Here is a 16,644-nt window from a genome sequence, read left to right as displayed (position 1 = left end):
AGTTAAATACCCTTTACAAGCTATTTAAAACGCTTACTAAATTGAATAGCAGCATTTAATTTAGATCTGCAAAACTACTTGATCCGCAGTATCCTGCAAAACTCCAGGTCTACTGTTTTATTTTAAAAGAATCCCAGCTTTTTCGGGCTGTAGCTCACGAGCATATTTTTGGTTTGCTGGTAGTGATCAAGCATCATCTTGTGATTTTCTCTGCCGATCCCTGACATTTTATATCCTCCAAAAGCAGCGTGAGCAGGATACTGGTGATAGCAGTTCGTCCAAACCCGGCCTGCTTGAATCCCTCTGCCAAATCGGTAGGCTGTATTAATATTACGTGTCCAGATTCCGGATCCAAGGCCATAAAGTGTGTCATTTGCGATTTCCATCGCCTCTTCTTCTGTTTTAAAGGTAGTTACGGATAAAACCGGGCCAAATATTTCTTCTTGGAAGACCCTCATTTTATTATCCCCTTTAAAAATTGTCGGCTGAATATAATACCCCTCAGCATTTTCACCTTCCTGCCTGTTTATATCTCCGCCTACAAGCACTTCAGCCCCTTCATCCTTACCAATTTGAAGATACGACTGTATCTTTTCCATTTGTTCCACAGAAGCCTGAGCGCCCATCATTGAATTTGGATCAAGGGGATTTCCAGTATTAATCTGTTTAACACGTTCAATTACTTTTTCCATGAAACGATCAAAAATATCCTCATGTATTAGAGCTCTAGATGGACATGTACATACTTCGCCCTGGTTTAAAGCAAACATCAATAGACCTTCTACAGCTTTATCAGCAAATTCATCATCTTCTTCGAGAATATCCTTGAAAAAAATATTTGGAGATTTGCCTCCAAGTTCAAGTGTAACAGGGATCAGATTTTCTGAAGCATATTCCATAATCATTTTTCCAGTAGTTGTTTCACCTGTAAAGGCAATTTTAGCGATTCGTTTACTGGATGCCAGCGGTTTTCCCGCTTCCAAACCAAATCCATTTACTATATTGACAACTCCCGGCGGCAGTAAATCACCGACCAGTTCCATCAGCAATAGGATTGAAGCAGGAGTTTGTTCAGCCGGCTTCAGCACCACACAGTTTCCTGCAGCGAGCGCCGGGGCTAATTTCCATACTGCCATTAAGATCGGAAAATTCCATGGAATAATTTGCCCTACTACTCCAAGCGGCTCGTGGAAATGATATGCAACCGTATCCTCATCAATCTCTCCAATGCTTCCCTCCTGCGCTCGAATAACACCAGCAAAATAACGGAAGTGATCAATAGCCAATGGAATATCAGCATTTAGCGTTTCCCTTACTGCTTTGCCATTCTCCCATGTTTCAGCAACAGCAAGCATTTCCAGGTTTTCTTCCATTCTATCAGCAATTTTGTTTAAAATAACGGAGCGTTCTGTTACTGATGTTTTTCCCCAGGAATGCTTAGCAGCATGAGCAGCATCCAATGCTTTTTCAATATCTTCTTCTGTGGATCTTGCTACCTGGGTAAACGCTTTGCCGTTAACAGGAGAAGGGTTTTCAAAGTATTCCCCTTTAACTGGTGACACCCATTCCCCGCCTATGTAATTATCATACTTCTCTTTAAATTGAACGATCGAACCTTCAGTATTTGGATTTGCATAAGTCATTTTGACAGCTCCTTTTTTAATATTAATTACTGTTTATGCTCCTTTCATTTTTTGTAAACGTTTTCATTTGGAGGTAAATTGATTAATCTGTTCTATTCCATTTGTATCAAACTATCAAATCATTGTCAATTTTCAGAAACTTTAAGTGAGTATTTACTAGCAATGAAGATTCTTGACTTTTATAGCTATAGATTCTATACGTAGTGTAGTTCATAGTAAAAAGAGCCTGGGACAAAAGGGTCCCAAGCTCTACGACCGGTTCACTTCGCTTTAGTCAGACGCTTTCCACTGGGACGGCGCTGAGACTTTTCAGAGCCTTGCTCTGTAAAGTCTCAGCTTGCCGTCATATCCTGCAGTCGCCGCCTTCCGCTTCGCTCACCTAATACTACTAATAAATATATACTCATTTTTAAAACTTTTTTGAGTTTTGTCCCAACCTCTTTTCAAGGATTGCGTCAGTCCTATTCAGGTTATGAACAGCTGGTTCCACCTCGGCGTACTTGTGCCCCAGTTTCACCCTTTAAGATATCTCCTCCTGTTTGACGGATAATTTCATCCGTAACAGAGTTGGATACCGTGTTTGCAACCATTTGCAAGAGCTCATTTACTTCGATTTGAGACTGCTTAAATTCCTGAACGATCGGAATCTCATCAATTTCTGTTTCGATTTTATCAATTTTAGCCTCAATCATTTTTAAAGCTTCATGTTTGCCATAGTGTTGAAAGTTCACTGCCTGCTTTTGAAGACTTTTCAAACTTGCAATTTTCTCTCTTATTTTTTGATTTTCCTGAATTTGCGCTTCAGCCCGTTTAAAGAAGTCAACTTCTTCAGTAGCGGTAATCATTTTTGCAAGGTCTTTCGCCTTTGCAATAATTTCTTTTTTTGAATAATGCTGTTCCATTATACATTCACCTCAGCCGGCTTAACCACTTCTACCATTTCACCATTCAGGCTCCAGGTTTTGGCATCCGTTATTTTTACTTTTACTAATTGTCCAACTACCTCTTTAGGTGCGACGAAATTCACAAGTTTACTTGTTCGAGTATAACCTGAGAGCACATCGGGATTTTTTCTGCTTTCCCCTTCAACCAATACTTCCATCACTTGACCTTCAAGCTTTTTAAGAGCTGCATTGGACATCTCATTTACCAGATTGTTTAATCGCTGCAGACGTTCTTTCTTTACTTCCATAGGAACATTGTCTTCCATTTTAGCAGCGGGTGTTCCCTCCCTCGGAGAATAAATATAAGTAAAGGCTGTTTCAAAGCCAACTTCTTTATACAATGTGAGGGTTTCCTCAAACTGCTCTTCCGTTTCATTTGGAAAGCCGACAATGATATCAGTCGTGAGAACAGCATTTGGAATCGCTTCACGAATTTTGCCCACAAGATTGATAAAGTGCTCCCGTGTGTACTTTCTCGCCATTAGCTTTAAGATCTGGGAAGAACCGTGCTGTACCGGCAAATGAATGTGTTCAACCAAATTGCCGCCTTTTGCTAATACTTCGATCAGATAATCATCAAAATCGCGAGGGTGGCTTGTTGTGAAGCGGATTCTAGGAATATCAATTTTTCTCAGCTCATCCATCAGCTGGCCAAGGCCATACGTCATATCTTCAAAATCTTTTCCGTACGCATTGACGTTTTGGCCGAGCAGTGTAATTTCCTGATACCCCTGTGAAGCCAAATGGCGTACTTCCTGAATGATATCCTCAGGACGTCTGCTGCGTTCTTTTCCGCGGGTGTAAGGCACGATACAGTACGTACAAAATTTATCACAGCCGTACATGATGTTAACCCAGCCTTTAATGGCGCCTTTGCGCACTCGTGGAAGGTTCTCAATGACGTCCCCTTCTTTAGACCAGACTTCAACAACCATTTCTTTACTCATATATGCTTCGTTTAAAATGTTAGGCAGACGATGAATATTATGTGTTCCGAAAATGATGTCTATATGCTGATGTGTTTTTAAAATTTTGTTTACTACTGACTCTTCTTGAGACATACATCCGCACACGCCGATGATTAAGTCCGGACGTTCGAGCTTGAGCGGTTTTAAATGTCCAATTTCTCCGAAAACCTTATTTTCAGCATTTTCCCTGATGGCACATGTGTTCAGTAAAATTACATCTGCATCCGCCGTTGAATCGGTAAGTTCGTAGCCTAATTGCTCAAAGATACCTGCCATTACTTCCGTATCGTGTTCGTTCATCTGACATCCATATGTGCGGATATAAAACTTGCGTCCCTTTCCCATTCCCTGGAATTCAGGATCAATTTTAAAATCTTTATGATAACTTACTTCTTCTTTTCCACGTTTTTTTGCATCCTTCAAAGATGGCGGGCTGTAGACTGTTTGAAAATATTGACTATAGTCTTTTTCTTGCTTGCCCTTGGCAGGTGTCACGGAGGCCTGTTGCCCTGCAAGACGCTGCTCTTCGTTCATGAGAAAATCCCCTTTCTATCAAAACCACATACAAACAATTACGTATAGTGTGAATCTTTATATCGTGGTGTAAATTCTGCAAATCGCACGTCCCTCTAGTATAAAGGGTCTTTCACTCAGATACAATAGAGACGGTGCGTTTGTCGAAATTTCGACTTTTCTTATCTGCATTTTCACGTAAAAAGAGAAGGACGAAGCTTTGAGCGCTCCATCCTTCTCTTACTTACATAACCATGGCTCATTTTTACCAAATAACCAATCTCACCTTGGTTCAATAATTAGTTTCATGGCTGTCCGGTCTTCCCCATCAATTTTAATGTCTGTAAAAGCCGGAATACAAATTAAATCCACTCCACCTGGAGCAACAAATCCTCTGGCAATGGCGACTGCTTTTACTGCTTGATTCAGCGCACCTGCTCCTATTGCTTGTACCTCCACCACACCCCGTTCACGCAGCACACCAGCCAGTGCTCCTGCCACGGAGTTTGGGTTCGATCGTGATGACACCTTCAGGACGTCCATTGTGTACCTCCTCATTAACATCAACTACCACACCATGGATGTGATGATTTCCATTAACTATATTCACAAAGTGTCATCACTATGCGCTTTGAGAAAGGACTTCTCTAATTCTTACACAAATGGATGATCGTCATTAATCAGTATCCGGTCGATGGAGTGCGCTTTTCCACTTTTTCGATCCAGAGTAATTAGACACCCGCTCAGTATTGTACGCCCGGTCTTCGGAACTTCAAAACGGGTAGGGAGGGTCGTAAGAAAGCGTTTAAGAACTGCTTCTTTTTCCATTCCCAGCACAGCATCATACGGGCCAGTCATACCAACATCTGAAAGGTAAGCGGTACCTGATGGCAATACACGGTTATCTGCTGTCTGAACATGCGTATGAGTACCTACCACAGCAGAAACCTTTCCATCTAAAAACCAGCCCATTGCCTGTTTCTCACTGGTGGCTTCAGCATGAAAGTCCACAAAAATGTAAGGTGTGTGTCGTCTCGCTTCGTCCACCAGTTTTTTGACTGCAGGAAAAGGATCATCTACAGGATTCATAAATGTACGGCCAAGCAAATTAATTACAGCAATCTCGGCACTTCCAGCTGAAATCATCTGCATGCCTTTACCAGGGGCACCTGCTGGATAATTTGCAGGTCTGATAAGATTTTGTGTCTGATCAATAAATTGAAAAATTTCACGATTATCCCAGGTGTGATTGCCCATTGTGATCGCATCTCCGCCTGCTGCTTCAAGCTGCCTGTATATTTTTTCAGTGATTCCTCTTCCAGATGCAGCATTTTCTCCATTTACGATGGTGCAATCCGGCTGGTATTTTTCTTTTAGTTTTGGTAAAAACTCCTCCACCATTTCTCTACCAGGTGACCCCATGACATCGCCAATAAATAAAATTTTCATATACGTATTACCTCTTCCTAGTGCTTTTTTATAGTGAATCAAAATATCTCTTATAAACAAATAGAAAGGCAATGTGAGCGAATCACATTGCCTTTTTAGCTATTTTGCGTATTCTACTGCCCGTGTTTCGCGAATTACTGTAACTTTTATGTGGCCTGGATAATTTAACTCTTCTTCGATTCTCTTTCGAATATCTCGGGCGAGTCTATGAGCAGTAAGATCATCAATTTGTTCAGGCTTCACCATAATTCGGATTTCACGTCCTGCCTGGATTGCAAAGGATTTTTCAACTCCATCATAGGATTCTGAAATTTCCTCCAAACGTTCAAGGCGGCGGATGTAATTTTCCAGCGTTTCGCTTCTGGCTCCCGGCCGAGCTGCGGATAACGCATCTGCAGCAGCTACTAGCACTGCTATGACAGAAGTGGCTTCATGGTCGCCGTGATGAGAAGCAATACTGTTAATGACAACAGGATGCTCTTTGTATTTAGTGGCAAGTTCAACACCGATTTCCACGTGGCTGCCTTCCACTTCGTGATCAATCGCTTTACCGATGTCGTGCAAAAGTCCAGCACGTCTGGCAAGTGTTTCATCTTCTCCCAGTTCAGCAGCCAGCAAGCCTGAAAGGTAGGCAACTTCTGTCGAGTGCTTTAAGACATTTTGTCCATAGCTTGTACGATAGCGAAGTCTGCCCAGAATTTTAATTAAGTCCGGATGCAGCCCATGAGCACCAACATCGAAAGTCGTTTGCTCACCAATCTCCCTGATATGCTCATCCACTTCTCTTCTTGCTTTGTCCACCATCTCTTCAATTCTCGCAGGGTGAATTCGTCCATCCTGCACAAGCTTTTCAAGAGCAATTCTTGCAGTTTCCCGCCTGATAGGATCAAAGCCGGAAAGAATGACTGCTTCAGGTGTGTCATCGATAATTAAATCAATTCCGGTTAATGTTTCTAGCGTACGAATATTTCTTCCTTCTCTTCCAATGATTCGACCTTTCATCTCATCATTCGGCAAATTCACGACAGAAACGGTTGTCTCTGCAACGTGATCAGCTGCACAGCGCTGAATGGCTAATGATAGAAGCTCCCGGGCCTTTTTCTCTGATTCTTCTTTTGCACGGTTTTCCTGTTCCTTAACCATAATTGCAATGTCCTGAGCCAATTCTTTTTCCACCTGGTCGAGAATGATGCTTTTCGCTTCTTCGCGCGTTAAGCTCGAAATTCGCTCAAGCTCATGCTCCTGCTTTTGAACCATCTCGTCCACTTTGCTTTCCATTTCTTCAATATGTTGTTGTCGTTCGTGCAAGGATTGATCCTTGCGCTCGAGTAACGATTCGCGTTTATTCAGCGAATCATCTTTACGGTCGAGATTTTCTTCTCTCTGCATCAAACGATTTTCCTGCTTTTGCAATTCGTTTCTTCGCTCACGAAGTTCTGCTTCAATCTCAGAACGAAGCTTATGATTTTCATCTTTCGCTTCAAGCAGTGCTTCTTTTTTTAATGCTTCTGCTTCACGTCTTCCATTGTCAATAATTTGTTCTACAGAGCCTTTAGCACCACCGATTTTCGCATCCATCATGAATTTGTGAATCAAATAACCAACAATCACACCGACGATAATGCTAAGCAAAATGGAGATGATAGTAAATAATTCCATCGTGTTCACCTCCCCTTGCTATTCAAATGTTTCTGATCCTGCCTTTTGTCGGCTAGTATAAAGTACTATACAAGGCCAGGCAATTTACGTATCAATCGAAAAAATTTGTAAGATATACAATGTTAATTTTAAGTCTGTGAAATTTCCTTGTCAAGGGGATGAGCCAATAATACAGATCACATTCCAAGATATTCATTAAAAAAGACAAAGAGATTATTCTCTTTGCCCTTTATTGTTATGTTATTCTGTATCATCAAGCAGGTTAAAATCTGCCTCTTCCTCAGCTTGAGGAGGGGCATTGCGATCTACGTCCATTCCGTGATGCTCACGGATCTTGAGCATGATTTCCTGACGAAGTTCAGGATTCTCTTTTAGGAATTGCTTCGAATTTTCACGGCCTTGACCCAGACGGTCTCCATTATACGAATACCATGAACCGCTTTTTTGAATAATATCAACATCTGACCCGAGATCCACAATTTCTCCTTCACGGGAAATTCCTTCTCCATACATAATATCCACCTCTGCTATGCGGAAAGGCGGCGCTACTTTATTCTTAACAATTTTAATTCGGGTTTTATTCCCAACCATTTCATTTCCCTGCTTAAGAGTTTCAGCTCTGCGAACATCAAGGCGAATGGAAGAATAGAATTTTAACGCACGGCCCCCAGGTGTTGTCTCAGGGCTGCCAAACATAACGCCTACTTTTTCACGAATCTGATTGATGAAGATGGCAATCGTGTTTGATTTGCTGATAGCGCCAGACAGCTTTCGAAGTGCCTGGGACATAAGTCTTGCCTGGAGACCAACATGGGAATCTCCCATCTCTCCTTCAATTTCCGCTTTAGGAACAAGAGCAGCAACGGAGTCGACTACTACAATTTCGACTGCACCGCTTCGTACGAGTGCTTCAGCAATTTCAAGAGCCTGCTCGCCCGTATCAGGCTGCGATAATAACAGTTCATCTATGTTAACTCCAAGTTTGCTTGCATATACAGGATCAAGCGCATGCTCGGCATCAATAAAGGCAGCCTGACCGCCTTTAGACTGCACCTCTGCAATTGCATGAAGGGCAACAGTCGTCTTACCCGAGCTTTCAGGACCGTAAATTTCAATAACACGGCCTCTTGGATAACCGCCAACTCCAAGCGCTGCATCCAGGGCGATGGAGCCGCTTGAGACTGTGGATAAATTTCTGTCTGTTTTTTCACCCAGTTTCATTATAGAGCCTTTTCCAAACTGCTTTTCTATTTGTTTCAGTGCCATGTCGAGCGCTGCCTGACGATCACTCACAAAAATTCCTCCTTTTATCTAAGATGTCTTTCACTTTTGAATGACATCTCATAACCTAACTCTACTATACTCTTTTTTAATCTATATAACAAGCAAAAAGCGAACATTTATTCGCTTTTTTTAATGAGAAATTTAGAGATATTTTCTTAATTTCCAGAGGGGTATTTTTTTGTTTTAAGAAAAAACCGCTGGATACTTTGCTATTTTATTTTTTTAAAATCTTTATTTTGAGATCAAACTGATGAGAACCTGAAAGCGGAGAGCATTTTTACAGTTCCCGTATGATGGATCAATATTGCAGAGTTTTATTGCGCTGAGGTCCATCATAAGAACTTATAATATTTCTTCAGTATTCTGTTGTTCAAGGAGCTGGATAATGTAAAACAGTCCATATTTAACTGCCCTCAGCCGGATGTAATTTCTTTCTCCCTGCAGCTTCAATTGCACTGCCTGTACAGGTTCATCTTTAAAAGCAATTCCGATCCATACTGTGCCGGGCGGCTTTCCTTCGAGTGAATCCGGACCGGCAGAGCCGGTAAATGAAATGCCTATATCAGCATTCAGCCCGCGTTTGACTCCTTCAGCCATTTCAATAGCACATGCTTTGCTTACAGCACCTTCTTCTGCTAGCGTCTTTTCGGAAACGTGGACTAAATTTGCTTTCACTTCATTTGAGTAGCAAACGATACCGCCTTTAAGTATAGAGCTTACACCAGGCTGACTTCCTAATTGTGAGGAAAACAGTCCTGCTGTCAGACTTTCTGCAGCAGCGATGGTGAGTCTGGATGAAGATAATAGCTGGCAGGCTTTCTGTAGGAGTGTTTCGTTGTTTCTGCCATACATAAATTGACCGACAATCGAGTTTATTTCAGCCTCTGCTTCATCAAGCATCTTTTCCGCTTCTGTTATTAGTGAATGCTTAGCAGTGATCCTTAGCGTTACTTCCCCGTCAGAAGCAAGGGGGGCAATGGTAGGGTTGATCTGTCTGTTGATCAGATGATCAATCTTTGACTCCAATTCAGCTTCTCCAATCCCAAAATATCTAAGAACACGAGATTTTAAAGGCTTTACTTCCCCAAGCTTTAAAAGTTTAGGAATTACAGACAATTGAAACATGGGTTTCATTTCACGGGGAGGTCCGGGCAATAAAATGATGACCGACCGCTCAGAGTGAAGGATCATGCCAGGCGCCATTCCGTGATGATTCATTAATACGTCGCTGCCCTCAACTACAAGGGCCTGCTTTTGATTATTTTCTGTCATTTCCCTGTTGGCATTTTTAAAGTAGTTTTTAATATAGAGAAGAGACTCCTCATGCATGACCAGCTTCCTGCCCAAATGAAGAGCGACGGTCTCTTTTGTCAGATCATCTTTTGTCGGCCCCAGTCCGCCGGTTAGAATAATTAAATCTGCGCGGTTTTCAGCTGCAGAGATCTCTTCAAGCAGCCGGGATTGATTGTCGCCGATCACACTATGCCGGTAAACGTCCACTCCTGCTTCTGCAAGCTGGCTGGATATAAACTGTGCATTTGTATTGGCAATTTGACCAAGAAGCAATTCTGAGCCTACTGCAATAATCTCAGCGTTCATATCGTGAACTCTCCTTATTTGGAATGCCGGAAAGCATTCCAGTTTTTAACAAAATAATCCACTCCAGACCAAACTGTAAAAATAGCTGCAATATAAAGAGAAATAATATCAAATGGAATATTTACAAGTTCGAATATGATGTTGTGAAGAAGAAGTGATGATACAGCAATGATTTGCATCCACATTTTAATTTTCCCAAGCATTGCAGCAGCATGGACTTCTCCGCTGCCTGCAAGAACGAGTCTTAATCCAGTTATAGCAAATTCACGACTTATAATTATAATGACAATCCAAGAAGGTGCCAGCTGCAATTCAACAAGAATAACTAAAGCAGCAGATACTAAAAGCTTATCCGCCAATGGATCTAAAAACTTACCCAGATTCGTAACCATATTGTATTTGCGTGCATAGTAGCCATCGACCCAGTCCGTGGAAGCAGCAAAAATAAAGATCATTCCTCCGATAAAATGATGAACCGGTACCTCAGCACCGAGCAGTTGAAGCGTTCCCCAATTCAAATCAACCAGCATAATGATCATGAATAAAGGAATTAATAATATTCTTGAAATCGTAATTTTATTGGGTATATTCATTTTTTTTCCTCCCTGAAACAAATTGATTCTGTTTATTAGCAAAAAAATAGCCATCAATTCTGATGACTATTTTCCTTTCGCTTAAAATTACCAGGATAACCGGTTTTAGTTTTCCACCTCAATAGCAATGTTTTGAGGATTTACTTCTGTAGAGAGTCCAAATTCAACAAGCTCTCCATTGATTTTCACTTCCGTACCTGCTGTGCTGCCTACTCGAATACGGAACTGATCGTATTCAGATGCATCAAATGACAATTCATTGTCCGTTTGAGTCATCTGCTTGCTGATCAATTCGTTCAGATTTTCATCTGTAATGCCTACCCAGGAAGAAGAAGACTCAACTGTGACCTCTATTTCATCAGTTCCGGAAATCTTATAAGTTGAGGTTTGACCATCTGTTCCAGCACTTTCAATCGAGAGTTCGTCAGTTTCTTCAGATTCTTCTGCTGATTCTTCTGCAGGTTCTTCTTCTGATTCAGATTCCTCAGCTACTTCAGCAGGCTGCTCTTCATCGCCTTCTTCTGCAGCAGGAGAAACTTCCTCCTGCTGGTCTATGCCGACGCTTTCTTCTGTTTCATTGCTTTCATTTGGATCATTATCTTCTGACATAAGTTGTACTGCGAGAAAATAAACCACCGCTAAAATGCCGACAATAAAAATAACAGTAATAAATGTGGGTAGAAAACTAAAGATTTTGGATGAACCGGATGTTCCTTTTCGAGTCTGAGCCCTCGTTAAATGAGAGGGAATCTGATCCTCATGGTTTGAGGGGATGTCATTTGCGAATTCTTCAAACAGCTCATCCGGCTGCAAGTCTACTGCTTCAGCGTACTGCTTAATAAATGCCCGAACATAAAAAGAGCCCGGCATCATTGTATAGTTGCCATCCTCTATACCCTGTAAATACCTTTTTTGAATCTTTGTTAGCGATTGCACTTCATCTAAACTTAATCCTTTTCCTTCGCGGGCTTCTCTTAATCGATTTCCTAATTCAGTCAATGTTTACACCTGCCAATACTTAAAAATCAAAATCACCAAAATCAGATCCGCCGAACATATTATTTTTAGGGACCATTTCATATGTAATTTCTTCATCCGGATGATGACGAAGCTCAATAATATAATCAAAGTCATCCAGGGAATACTCTGTGTTCTCTACAAACACATCAGGGTGTTCAATCACTTTTACAGCCGGCATTCTCATAATTTCACGCACAAGCTGCCAATGTTTTTCGCTGGCTTGTCTTGTAGAAACGACACCATCGAGGATAAACAAATTATTTTCATTATATTCGTCTTGAATCAGTTGATTGCGGATCGTCTGCTTCAGCAGCGTCGAGGAAACAAACAGCCACTTTTTGTTGGCACACACACTTGCCGCTACAATGGATTCTGTTTTTCCAACTCTTGGCATTCCTCTAATACCAATTAATTTATGTCCTTCCTGCTTATAGAGCTCTGCCATGAAGTCCACCAGCAAACCAAGCTCATCCCGTATAAAGCGAAACGTTTTTTTATCATCAGCATCCCGTTGAATATAGCGCCCGTGTCTTACTGCTAATCGGTCACGCAGTTTTGGCTCACGGAGTTTTGTCATTTGAATCGTATCCATAGTACTCAAAATGGATTCAAGCCTTGCAATCTGCTCATCACTTCGCGCTAAAAGAAGCATACCACGTCTTCCTTCATCCACGCCATTAATTGTAATGATATTTATCTCCAGCATACCAAGAAGGGAAGAGATGTCACCAAGCAAGCCGGGCCTGTTTTTTTGAATCTCGTATTCCAAATACCATTCCTTTTTTTGCATGCGTTCATCCCCTTCTAAAAAACGACTTTTTTCGATCTTTACAATATAACTTTAATAATAAAGCATTTACCAGCAATAGAAAAGAGAAACAAAAGGAACTGGTGAAAAAAGTAGCATTAGTACAGGAATACGGCACTGTTCTACTAAAACGAAATTGTTTTCGAGCAAAGATAAAATACATGGAAGCGGTAAAAAATATTCAACACCAATAAGATTGAGACAAATTCGTCCCAGGCTATTTTTGACGGATTTCCGCTTCGCTTACTTAACTCATACTGCCCTCCTCACTAACAATAAAAAAAGAGAGGATTTCCTCTCTTTTTCAGTTCGAGCATTCTTAATGAGTTTCGCTTTGGCTTGTCAGACGGACCATTAAATTAGCAATAACGTGTTGTTCCTCAGTATTTGCTACAGACCACAAATCTGCAAGAACACGTTCCTGCTCATTTTTAGGATCCACGTTCTTCGCCAAGTAATCACCAATTTGAAATGCAACTTCCGACATTTTGCCTTTTTCCATACCGCCTTGCTGAGCATGAACAACTTTGTCGCCCAAAAAAGATTTCCATTGCTGCCAGTTTTCAAGAACAGACATGATATTTCCTCCTTTTTTATCATCCTCAAATTGCATGGAGACTCCGTACAATTTATCTCCATACCCTTCTTAGTATGCTAAAGAAAGCAGGGCTTATACATTTTCATTAGGCGTACCAGCCGCCATTAACCGAAAGGACTTGAGAAGTAATGTAGGACGAATCCTTTCCAAGAAGAAAAGATACAGCTCCCGCCACCTCTTCAGGAGCAGCCATTCTTCCCGCAGGAATACTTTCTGTGATCGCGTTCCTGTCAATTTCATCATAATGACGGGTCATTGGAGTTTCGACTGCTCCTGGAGCAACAGCATTAACGCTGATCTTTGAAAGTGCCAGTTCTTTGCCCAGCGCCTTCACAAAAGCAATCTGTGCACCTTTTACAGCTGAATACATGACCTCGTTTGAAGCACCGGTCTGCCCCCATATCGAAGAAATAAACACGATGCTCCCGCTTTCCGCTTTTCGCATGCAAGGCAAAAATGCCCTGATGATGCGGGCAGGCTGAAAAACATGACTGGCCCAGAGATCTGCCATCACATTATCCGGAGTATTTTCAAGAAGTCCTTCATACCCGCCTCCTCCTGCATGCACAATGGCATCTAATGCCTGAATTGAACCAATAAGAGAATTTGTGCTTTCTAAAGTACAAAGATCAGCTTGAACCGGGATGACAGACGAGGCGCAGCTGCCGATGCGGTCCTGTAATGACAGAACGGCATCTTTATTCTTATTATAGTGAGCGTATACCTGCCAGCCCTCTTCAACCAGCCTTTTTGTTACTGCCGAACCAACTCCTCCGCTTGCCCCAAGTACGAGTACTTTCTTACTCAACCGCCTCTTCTTCCTTCGGCAAAATATAAAAGCTGGTGATGTGTTCAGGCTGGGCTAGATCTGAAAGGGCCAATGCGATATCTTCTTTTGTTAAAGTTTCAAGCGTAGGAACGGCGTCAAATAAATCCATCTCGTTAAATGTATAGCGTGTAAACTGGTTTGCAATAAATTCAGGGGAATTTAAAGACCGTAAAAACCCGCCTATGTTTTTCTTTTTAACAGATTCAATTTGTTCTTCAGTTATAGACGATTGCTCAGCCTCTTCTATTAATATGGACTTCACCGTTTCAGAAAGCTTATCGGGATCTCTGGTGCTGCCCCCCAGCAACGCAAAGCCATAGCCAAGCTCCTGGGAAAAATCAAATGTAAAACTGTCATCAATCAGACCCTCTTCATACAGCTTTGTATAATGTTTGGACGTTTTGCCAAACAAAACATCAAGTGCCGTATTCACTGCCAGTTCCCTGCGCAAAAGTTCCTTGCCTTTCAGGTTCACATTTGAAGCTTTGAGTCCGATCATACATTTAGGCACTTGAACATCCATATTTAACTGATGATGTTTTTTGGCAACACTTGCCGGTTCATCTTCAAAATGTCTTTTGATTGGCGCCTGAGGTGTAAATTCTCTTCTTTTTTGTGATTGTTTTACCTGCTCGATGATTTCTTCCGGGTTCACTGAACCGACAATAAAGAGAACCATATTCGAAGGGTGATAAAAGGTGTTGTAGCATTGATACAAATGATCTTTTGTTATGTCTGTAATGGAGTCGATCGTTCCTGCAATATCCACTCGCACAGGATGAACATGATACATATTTTGAATGGTTCCAAAATAAAGGCGCCAGTCTGCATTATCATCATACATGGTAATTTCCTGCCCGATAATTCCTTTTTCTTTTTCTACTGTTTCCTCTGTAAAATAAGGAGACTGTACAAAGTCAATCAATGTATCAAGATTTTCGCTTACGTTAGCGGTGCTTGAAAATAAATAAGCAGTCCTTGTAAAGGAAGTGAAGGCATTCGCAGAAGCACCATTTTCACTGAATTTCTGGAAGACGTCTCCATCTTCTTTTTCAAACATCTTATGCTCTAGAAAATGCGCAATTCCATCAGGTACTTTTGTAAACTCTTTTTCCCCTAGTGGAATAAATTGGTCATCAATTGAACCATACTTCGTTGTAAACGTTGCGTACGTTTTACTGAATTCCGGTTTAGGGAGAATATAAACAGAAAGACCGTTTTCAAGTTTTTCAAAAAACAACTCCTCCTGAAGCTGGTCGAAAATCTTTTTTTGCATTTACGCCTCCTCCTTTCCCGTTAAAATATAGGTGGTATCCAGTTTTACTTTTTGAGATACAGCCACGATGTCTTCTTTTGTAACTTTGTCTACTTTATCAAACCATTCGTTAATGGTAAAAATATTGCCTGAAACGTCGCCTTGATAAAGAACCTCTATAATCCCTCGTGCTGAATCCAATGTTTCAAGCATCTGATTTTTCATTACGGCCCGGGTCTGGTTTAGTTCTTTAGAAGAAATATCCCCCTTTTGAATGGCCTTCAGCTGCTCCAGAATAATATCAGCTGCTCTGTCTATCTTGCCGGGATCGACACCTGACATGATTAAAATTAAACCTTTATGGCTTTCCATTCGGCTTGCTGCATAATAAGCAAGGCTTTCTTTTTCCCGAACATTAATAAATAACTTTGAATGAGGAAAACCACCGAGGATTCCGTTCATCATAACCAGTGGAATGTAATCCTCTTCCCCATAAAGGGTTTCTGTTCGAAATCCCATATTAAGTTTCCCTTGCTTAATGGATTGTTTTTCCACAATTCTCTTTGGTTCTTTTTTGGGGCTGTAACTTGCCGCTTCTCCCGCAATCGAGTCTCTTTGGTCAAAAGAAAGATATTTTTCACATAGATCTCCGATTTCTTCTTCATTAATATCTCCAACGATATAAAAGTCCACAGTGTCTTCATTCATCATTTTCTTGTATACACGAAAAAGCTTTTCAGAGGTAATAGCATCGACCTCTTCTACCGATCCGTGCGGATGCAGCGCAAAGGGCTCCCCTTCACACATCTCCTCGATCAATCGCTGGGAGGCATATCTCATTTTATCGTCTCTTGCAGCTTCTAAACGCTGTTTTAAAGATCGTTTCTCCTGATCCACTATTTTGGCACTAAACGCACCATTCTCGACTAATGGGTTAAAAAGCATTTCTGCTAACACGTTGAAAGCTTCCGCTGTTAGTGGAGAAGAGTCCTTTAAAAACTGTTCATTGGCAATATCGACTGAAAAACTGATAATGTGCGATTCGCCTTTTTTACTGACATCGACCTGAGCATTGGCTCCGTACAAATTGTCTAAATATGTTCGAAAAGAAGCTGTTGATGGCCATTTTTGTGTCCCGCTTTGAAGTATATAAGGCAGCAGCGCTCTTGCAGTAACGTCGCTTTTTTGCAGTGGTGCACGAAACTTAATGACCAATTGATTTGTTTTAAATTGTTTTGTCTTGATGGTGTGAATAGAAATGCCTCGTTTTTTTGTTGTTTTAGGTTCAATTCTCATAATTTCGCTCCTTTTAGCAGATATCCTTTCCTGCCGCCATATCTTAGTATTTATATTCTATTGTAACACTATACATTCTAATGAATGTCATGGACAAGCTGGAAGAATTTAAAACATTTAACTTTTTTCTATAATCAGAAAAACATTTGTTCATGAATTCTTGCTAGGAGGAAATTGAAAAGGTCA

At 41.2% G+C, this 16,644-nt stretch carries 15 protein-coding genes; all 15 read right to left on the bottom strand.

Annotated features, from left to right (window positions below):
- Positions 1 to 122 precede the first annotated feature (122 nt).
- Complete coding sequence (gene adh / locus ACQCT8_RS04370) at positions 123 to 1,643, bottom strand: aldehyde dehydrogenase (RefSeq protein WP_426868778.1); 1,521 nt, start codon at positions 1,641 to 1,643, stop codon at positions 123 to 125.
- A 470-nt stretch (positions 1,644 to 2,113) separates the two neighbouring features.
- Entirely contained in the window at positions 2,114 to 2,545 is a 432-nt protein-coding gene (locus ACQCT8_RS04365) for a RicAFT regulatory complex protein RicA family protein (protein WP_278239076.1), read from the bottom strand.
- Complete coding sequence (gene miaB / locus ACQCT8_RS04360; RefSeq protein WP_426868776.1) at positions 2,545 to 4,089, bottom strand: tRNA (N6-isopentenyl adenosine(37)-C2)-methylthiotransferase MiaB; 1,545 nt, start codon at positions 4,087 to 4,089, stop codon at positions 2,545 to 2,547. The genes ACQCT8_RS04365 and miaB overlap by 1 nt, the downstream gene beginning before the upstream one ends.
- A 261-nt stretch (positions 4,090 to 4,350) precedes the next feature.
- Complete coding sequence (locus ACQCT8_RS04355; RefSeq protein ID WP_278239074.1) at positions 4,351 to 4,611, bottom strand: stage V sporulation protein S; 261 nt, start codon at positions 4,609 to 4,611, stop codon at positions 4,351 to 4,353.
- A gap of 111 nt (positions 4,612 to 4,722) precedes the next feature.
- Entirely contained in the window at positions 4,723 to 5,517 is a 795-nt protein-coding gene (locus tag ACQCT8_RS04350) for a TIGR00282 family metallophosphoesterase (protein WP_426868774.1), read from the bottom strand.
- 99 nt (positions 5,518 to 5,616) lie between these two features.
- On the bottom strand, positions 5,617 to 7,176 hold the full coding sequence (gene rny / locus ACQCT8_RS04345; protein WP_426868772.1) for a ribonuclease Y: 1,560 nt from the start codon (positions 7,174 to 7,176) through the stop codon (positions 5,617 to 5,619).
- A gap of 240 nt (positions 7,177 to 7,416) precedes the next feature.
- Positions 7,417 to 8,469 carry a recombinase RecA gene (gene recA / locus ACQCT8_RS04340; RefSeq protein ID WP_426868770.1) on the bottom strand — a complete coding sequence of 351 codons (1,053 nt, stop codon included), beginning with the start codon at positions 8,467 to 8,469 and terminating at the stop codon, positions 7,417 to 7,419.
- Positions 8,470 to 8,802: 333 nt separating this feature from the next.
- Positions 8,803 to 10,059, bottom strand: coding sequence for a competence/damage-inducible protein A (locus ACQCT8_RS04335; protein ID WP_426868768.1), 1,257 nt, complete (start codon positions 10,057 to 10,059; stop codon positions 8,803 to 8,805).
- Positions 10,060 to 10,073: 14 nt separating this feature from the next.
- Complete coding sequence (gene pgsA, locus ACQCT8_RS04330) at positions 10,074 to 10,652, bottom strand: CDP-diacylglycerol--glycerol-3-phosphate 3-phosphatidyltransferase (protein ID WP_426868766.1); 579 nt, start codon at positions 10,650 to 10,652, stop codon at positions 10,074 to 10,076.
- 105 nt (positions 10,653 to 10,757) lie between these two features.
- Entirely contained in the window at positions 10,758 to 11,651 is an 894-nt protein-coding gene (locus ACQCT8_RS04325; protein WP_426868764.1) for a RodZ domain-containing protein, read from the bottom strand.
- Between the two features lie 19 nt (positions 11,652 to 11,670).
- A complete protein-coding gene (locus tag ACQCT8_RS04320; RefSeq protein ID WP_426868762.1) occupies positions 11,671 to 12,462 on the bottom strand; it encodes a YmfK family protein in 792 nt (263 codons plus the stop codon).
- 337 nt (positions 12,463 to 12,799) lie between these two features.
- Complete coding sequence (locus tag ACQCT8_RS04315; RefSeq protein WP_278239066.1) at positions 12,800 to 13,057, bottom strand: DUF3243 domain-containing protein; 258 nt, start codon at positions 13,055 to 13,057, stop codon at positions 12,800 to 12,802.
- Positions 13,058 to 13,163: 106 nt separating this feature from the next.
- Complete coding sequence (ymfI, locus tag ACQCT8_RS04310) at positions 13,164 to 13,886, bottom strand: elongation factor P 5-aminopentanone reductase (RefSeq protein ID WP_426868759.1); 723 nt, start codon at positions 13,884 to 13,886, stop codon at positions 13,164 to 13,166.
- On the bottom strand, positions 13,879 to 15,183 hold the full coding sequence (gene yfmH, locus ACQCT8_RS04305; protein WP_426868757.1) for an EF-P 5-aminopentanol modification-associated protein YfmH: 1,305 nt from the start codon (positions 15,181 to 15,183) through the stop codon (positions 13,879 to 13,881). The genes ymfI and yfmH overlap by 8 nt, the downstream gene beginning before the upstream one ends.
- Positions 15,184 to 16,458, bottom strand: coding sequence for an EF-P 5-aminopentanol modification-associated protein YfmF (yfmF, locus tag ACQCT8_RS04300; protein ID WP_426868756.1), 1,275 nt, complete (start codon positions 16,456 to 16,458; stop codon positions 15,184 to 15,186).
- Between the last annotated feature and the right edge of the window lie 186 nt (positions 16,459 to 16,644).

Origin of the sequence: Jeotgalibacillus proteolyticus, assembly GCF_050107735.1 — a bacterium.
Taxonomy (GTDB): Bacteria; Bacillota; Bacilli; order Bacillales; family Jeotgalibacillaceae; genus Jeotgalibacillus; species Jeotgalibacillus proteolyticus_A.
Note: the sequence above shows the minus strand (reverse complement) of the source record. Positions and strands in the feature narration are given on the sequence as shown.

What these genes read in the sequence shown, in the direction of transcription:
- adh (WP_426868778.1), bottom strand. Translation starts at nt 1,643, where the DNA reads ATGACTTATGCAAATCCAAATACTGAAGGTTCGATCGTTCAATTTAAA.
- ACQCT8_RS04365 (WP_278239076.1), bottom strand. Translation starts at nt 2,545, where the DNA reads ATGGAACAGCATTATTCAAAAAAAGAAATTATTGCAAAGGCGAAAGAC.
- miaB (WP_426868776.1), bottom strand. Translation starts at nt 4,089, where the DNA reads ATGAACGAAGAGCAGCGTCTTGCAGGGCAACAGGCCTCCGTGACACCT.
- ACQCT8_RS04355 (WP_278239074.1), bottom strand. Translation starts at nt 4,611, where the DNA reads ATGGACGTCCTGAAGGTGTCATCACGATCGAACCCAAACTCCGTGGCA.
- ACQCT8_RS04350 (WP_426868774.1), bottom strand. Translation starts at nt 5,517, where the DNA reads ATGAAAATTTTATTTATTGGCGATGTCATGGGGTCACCTGGTAGAGAA.
- rny (WP_426868772.1), bottom strand. Translation starts at nt 7,176, where the DNA reads ATGGAATTATTTACTATCATCTCCATTTTGCTTAGCATTATCGTCGGT.
- ACQCT8_RS04335 (WP_426868768.1), bottom strand. Translation starts at nt 10,059, where the DNA reads ATGAACGCTGAGATTATTGCAGTAGGCTCAGAATTGCTTCTTGGTCAA.
- pgsA (WP_426868766.1), bottom strand. Translation starts at nt 10,652, where the DNA reads ATGAATATACCCAATAAAATTACGATTTCAAGAATATTATTAATTCCT.
- ACQCT8_RS04320 (WP_426868762.1), bottom strand. Translation starts at nt 12,462, where the DNA reads ATGCAAAAAAAGGAATGGTATTTGGAATACGAGATTCAAAAAAACAGG.
- ACQCT8_RS04315 (WP_278239066.1), bottom strand. Translation starts at nt 13,057, where the DNA reads ATGTCTGTTCTTGAAAACTGGCAGCAATGGAAATCTTTTTTGGGCGAC.
- yfmH (WP_426868757.1), bottom strand. Translation starts at nt 15,183, where the DNA reads ATGCAAAAAAAGATTTTCGACCAGCTTCAGGAGGAGTTGTTTTTTGAA.
- yfmF (WP_426868756.1), bottom strand. Translation starts at nt 16,458, where the DNA reads ATGAGAATTGAACCTAAAACAACAAAAAAACGAGGCATTTCTATTCAC.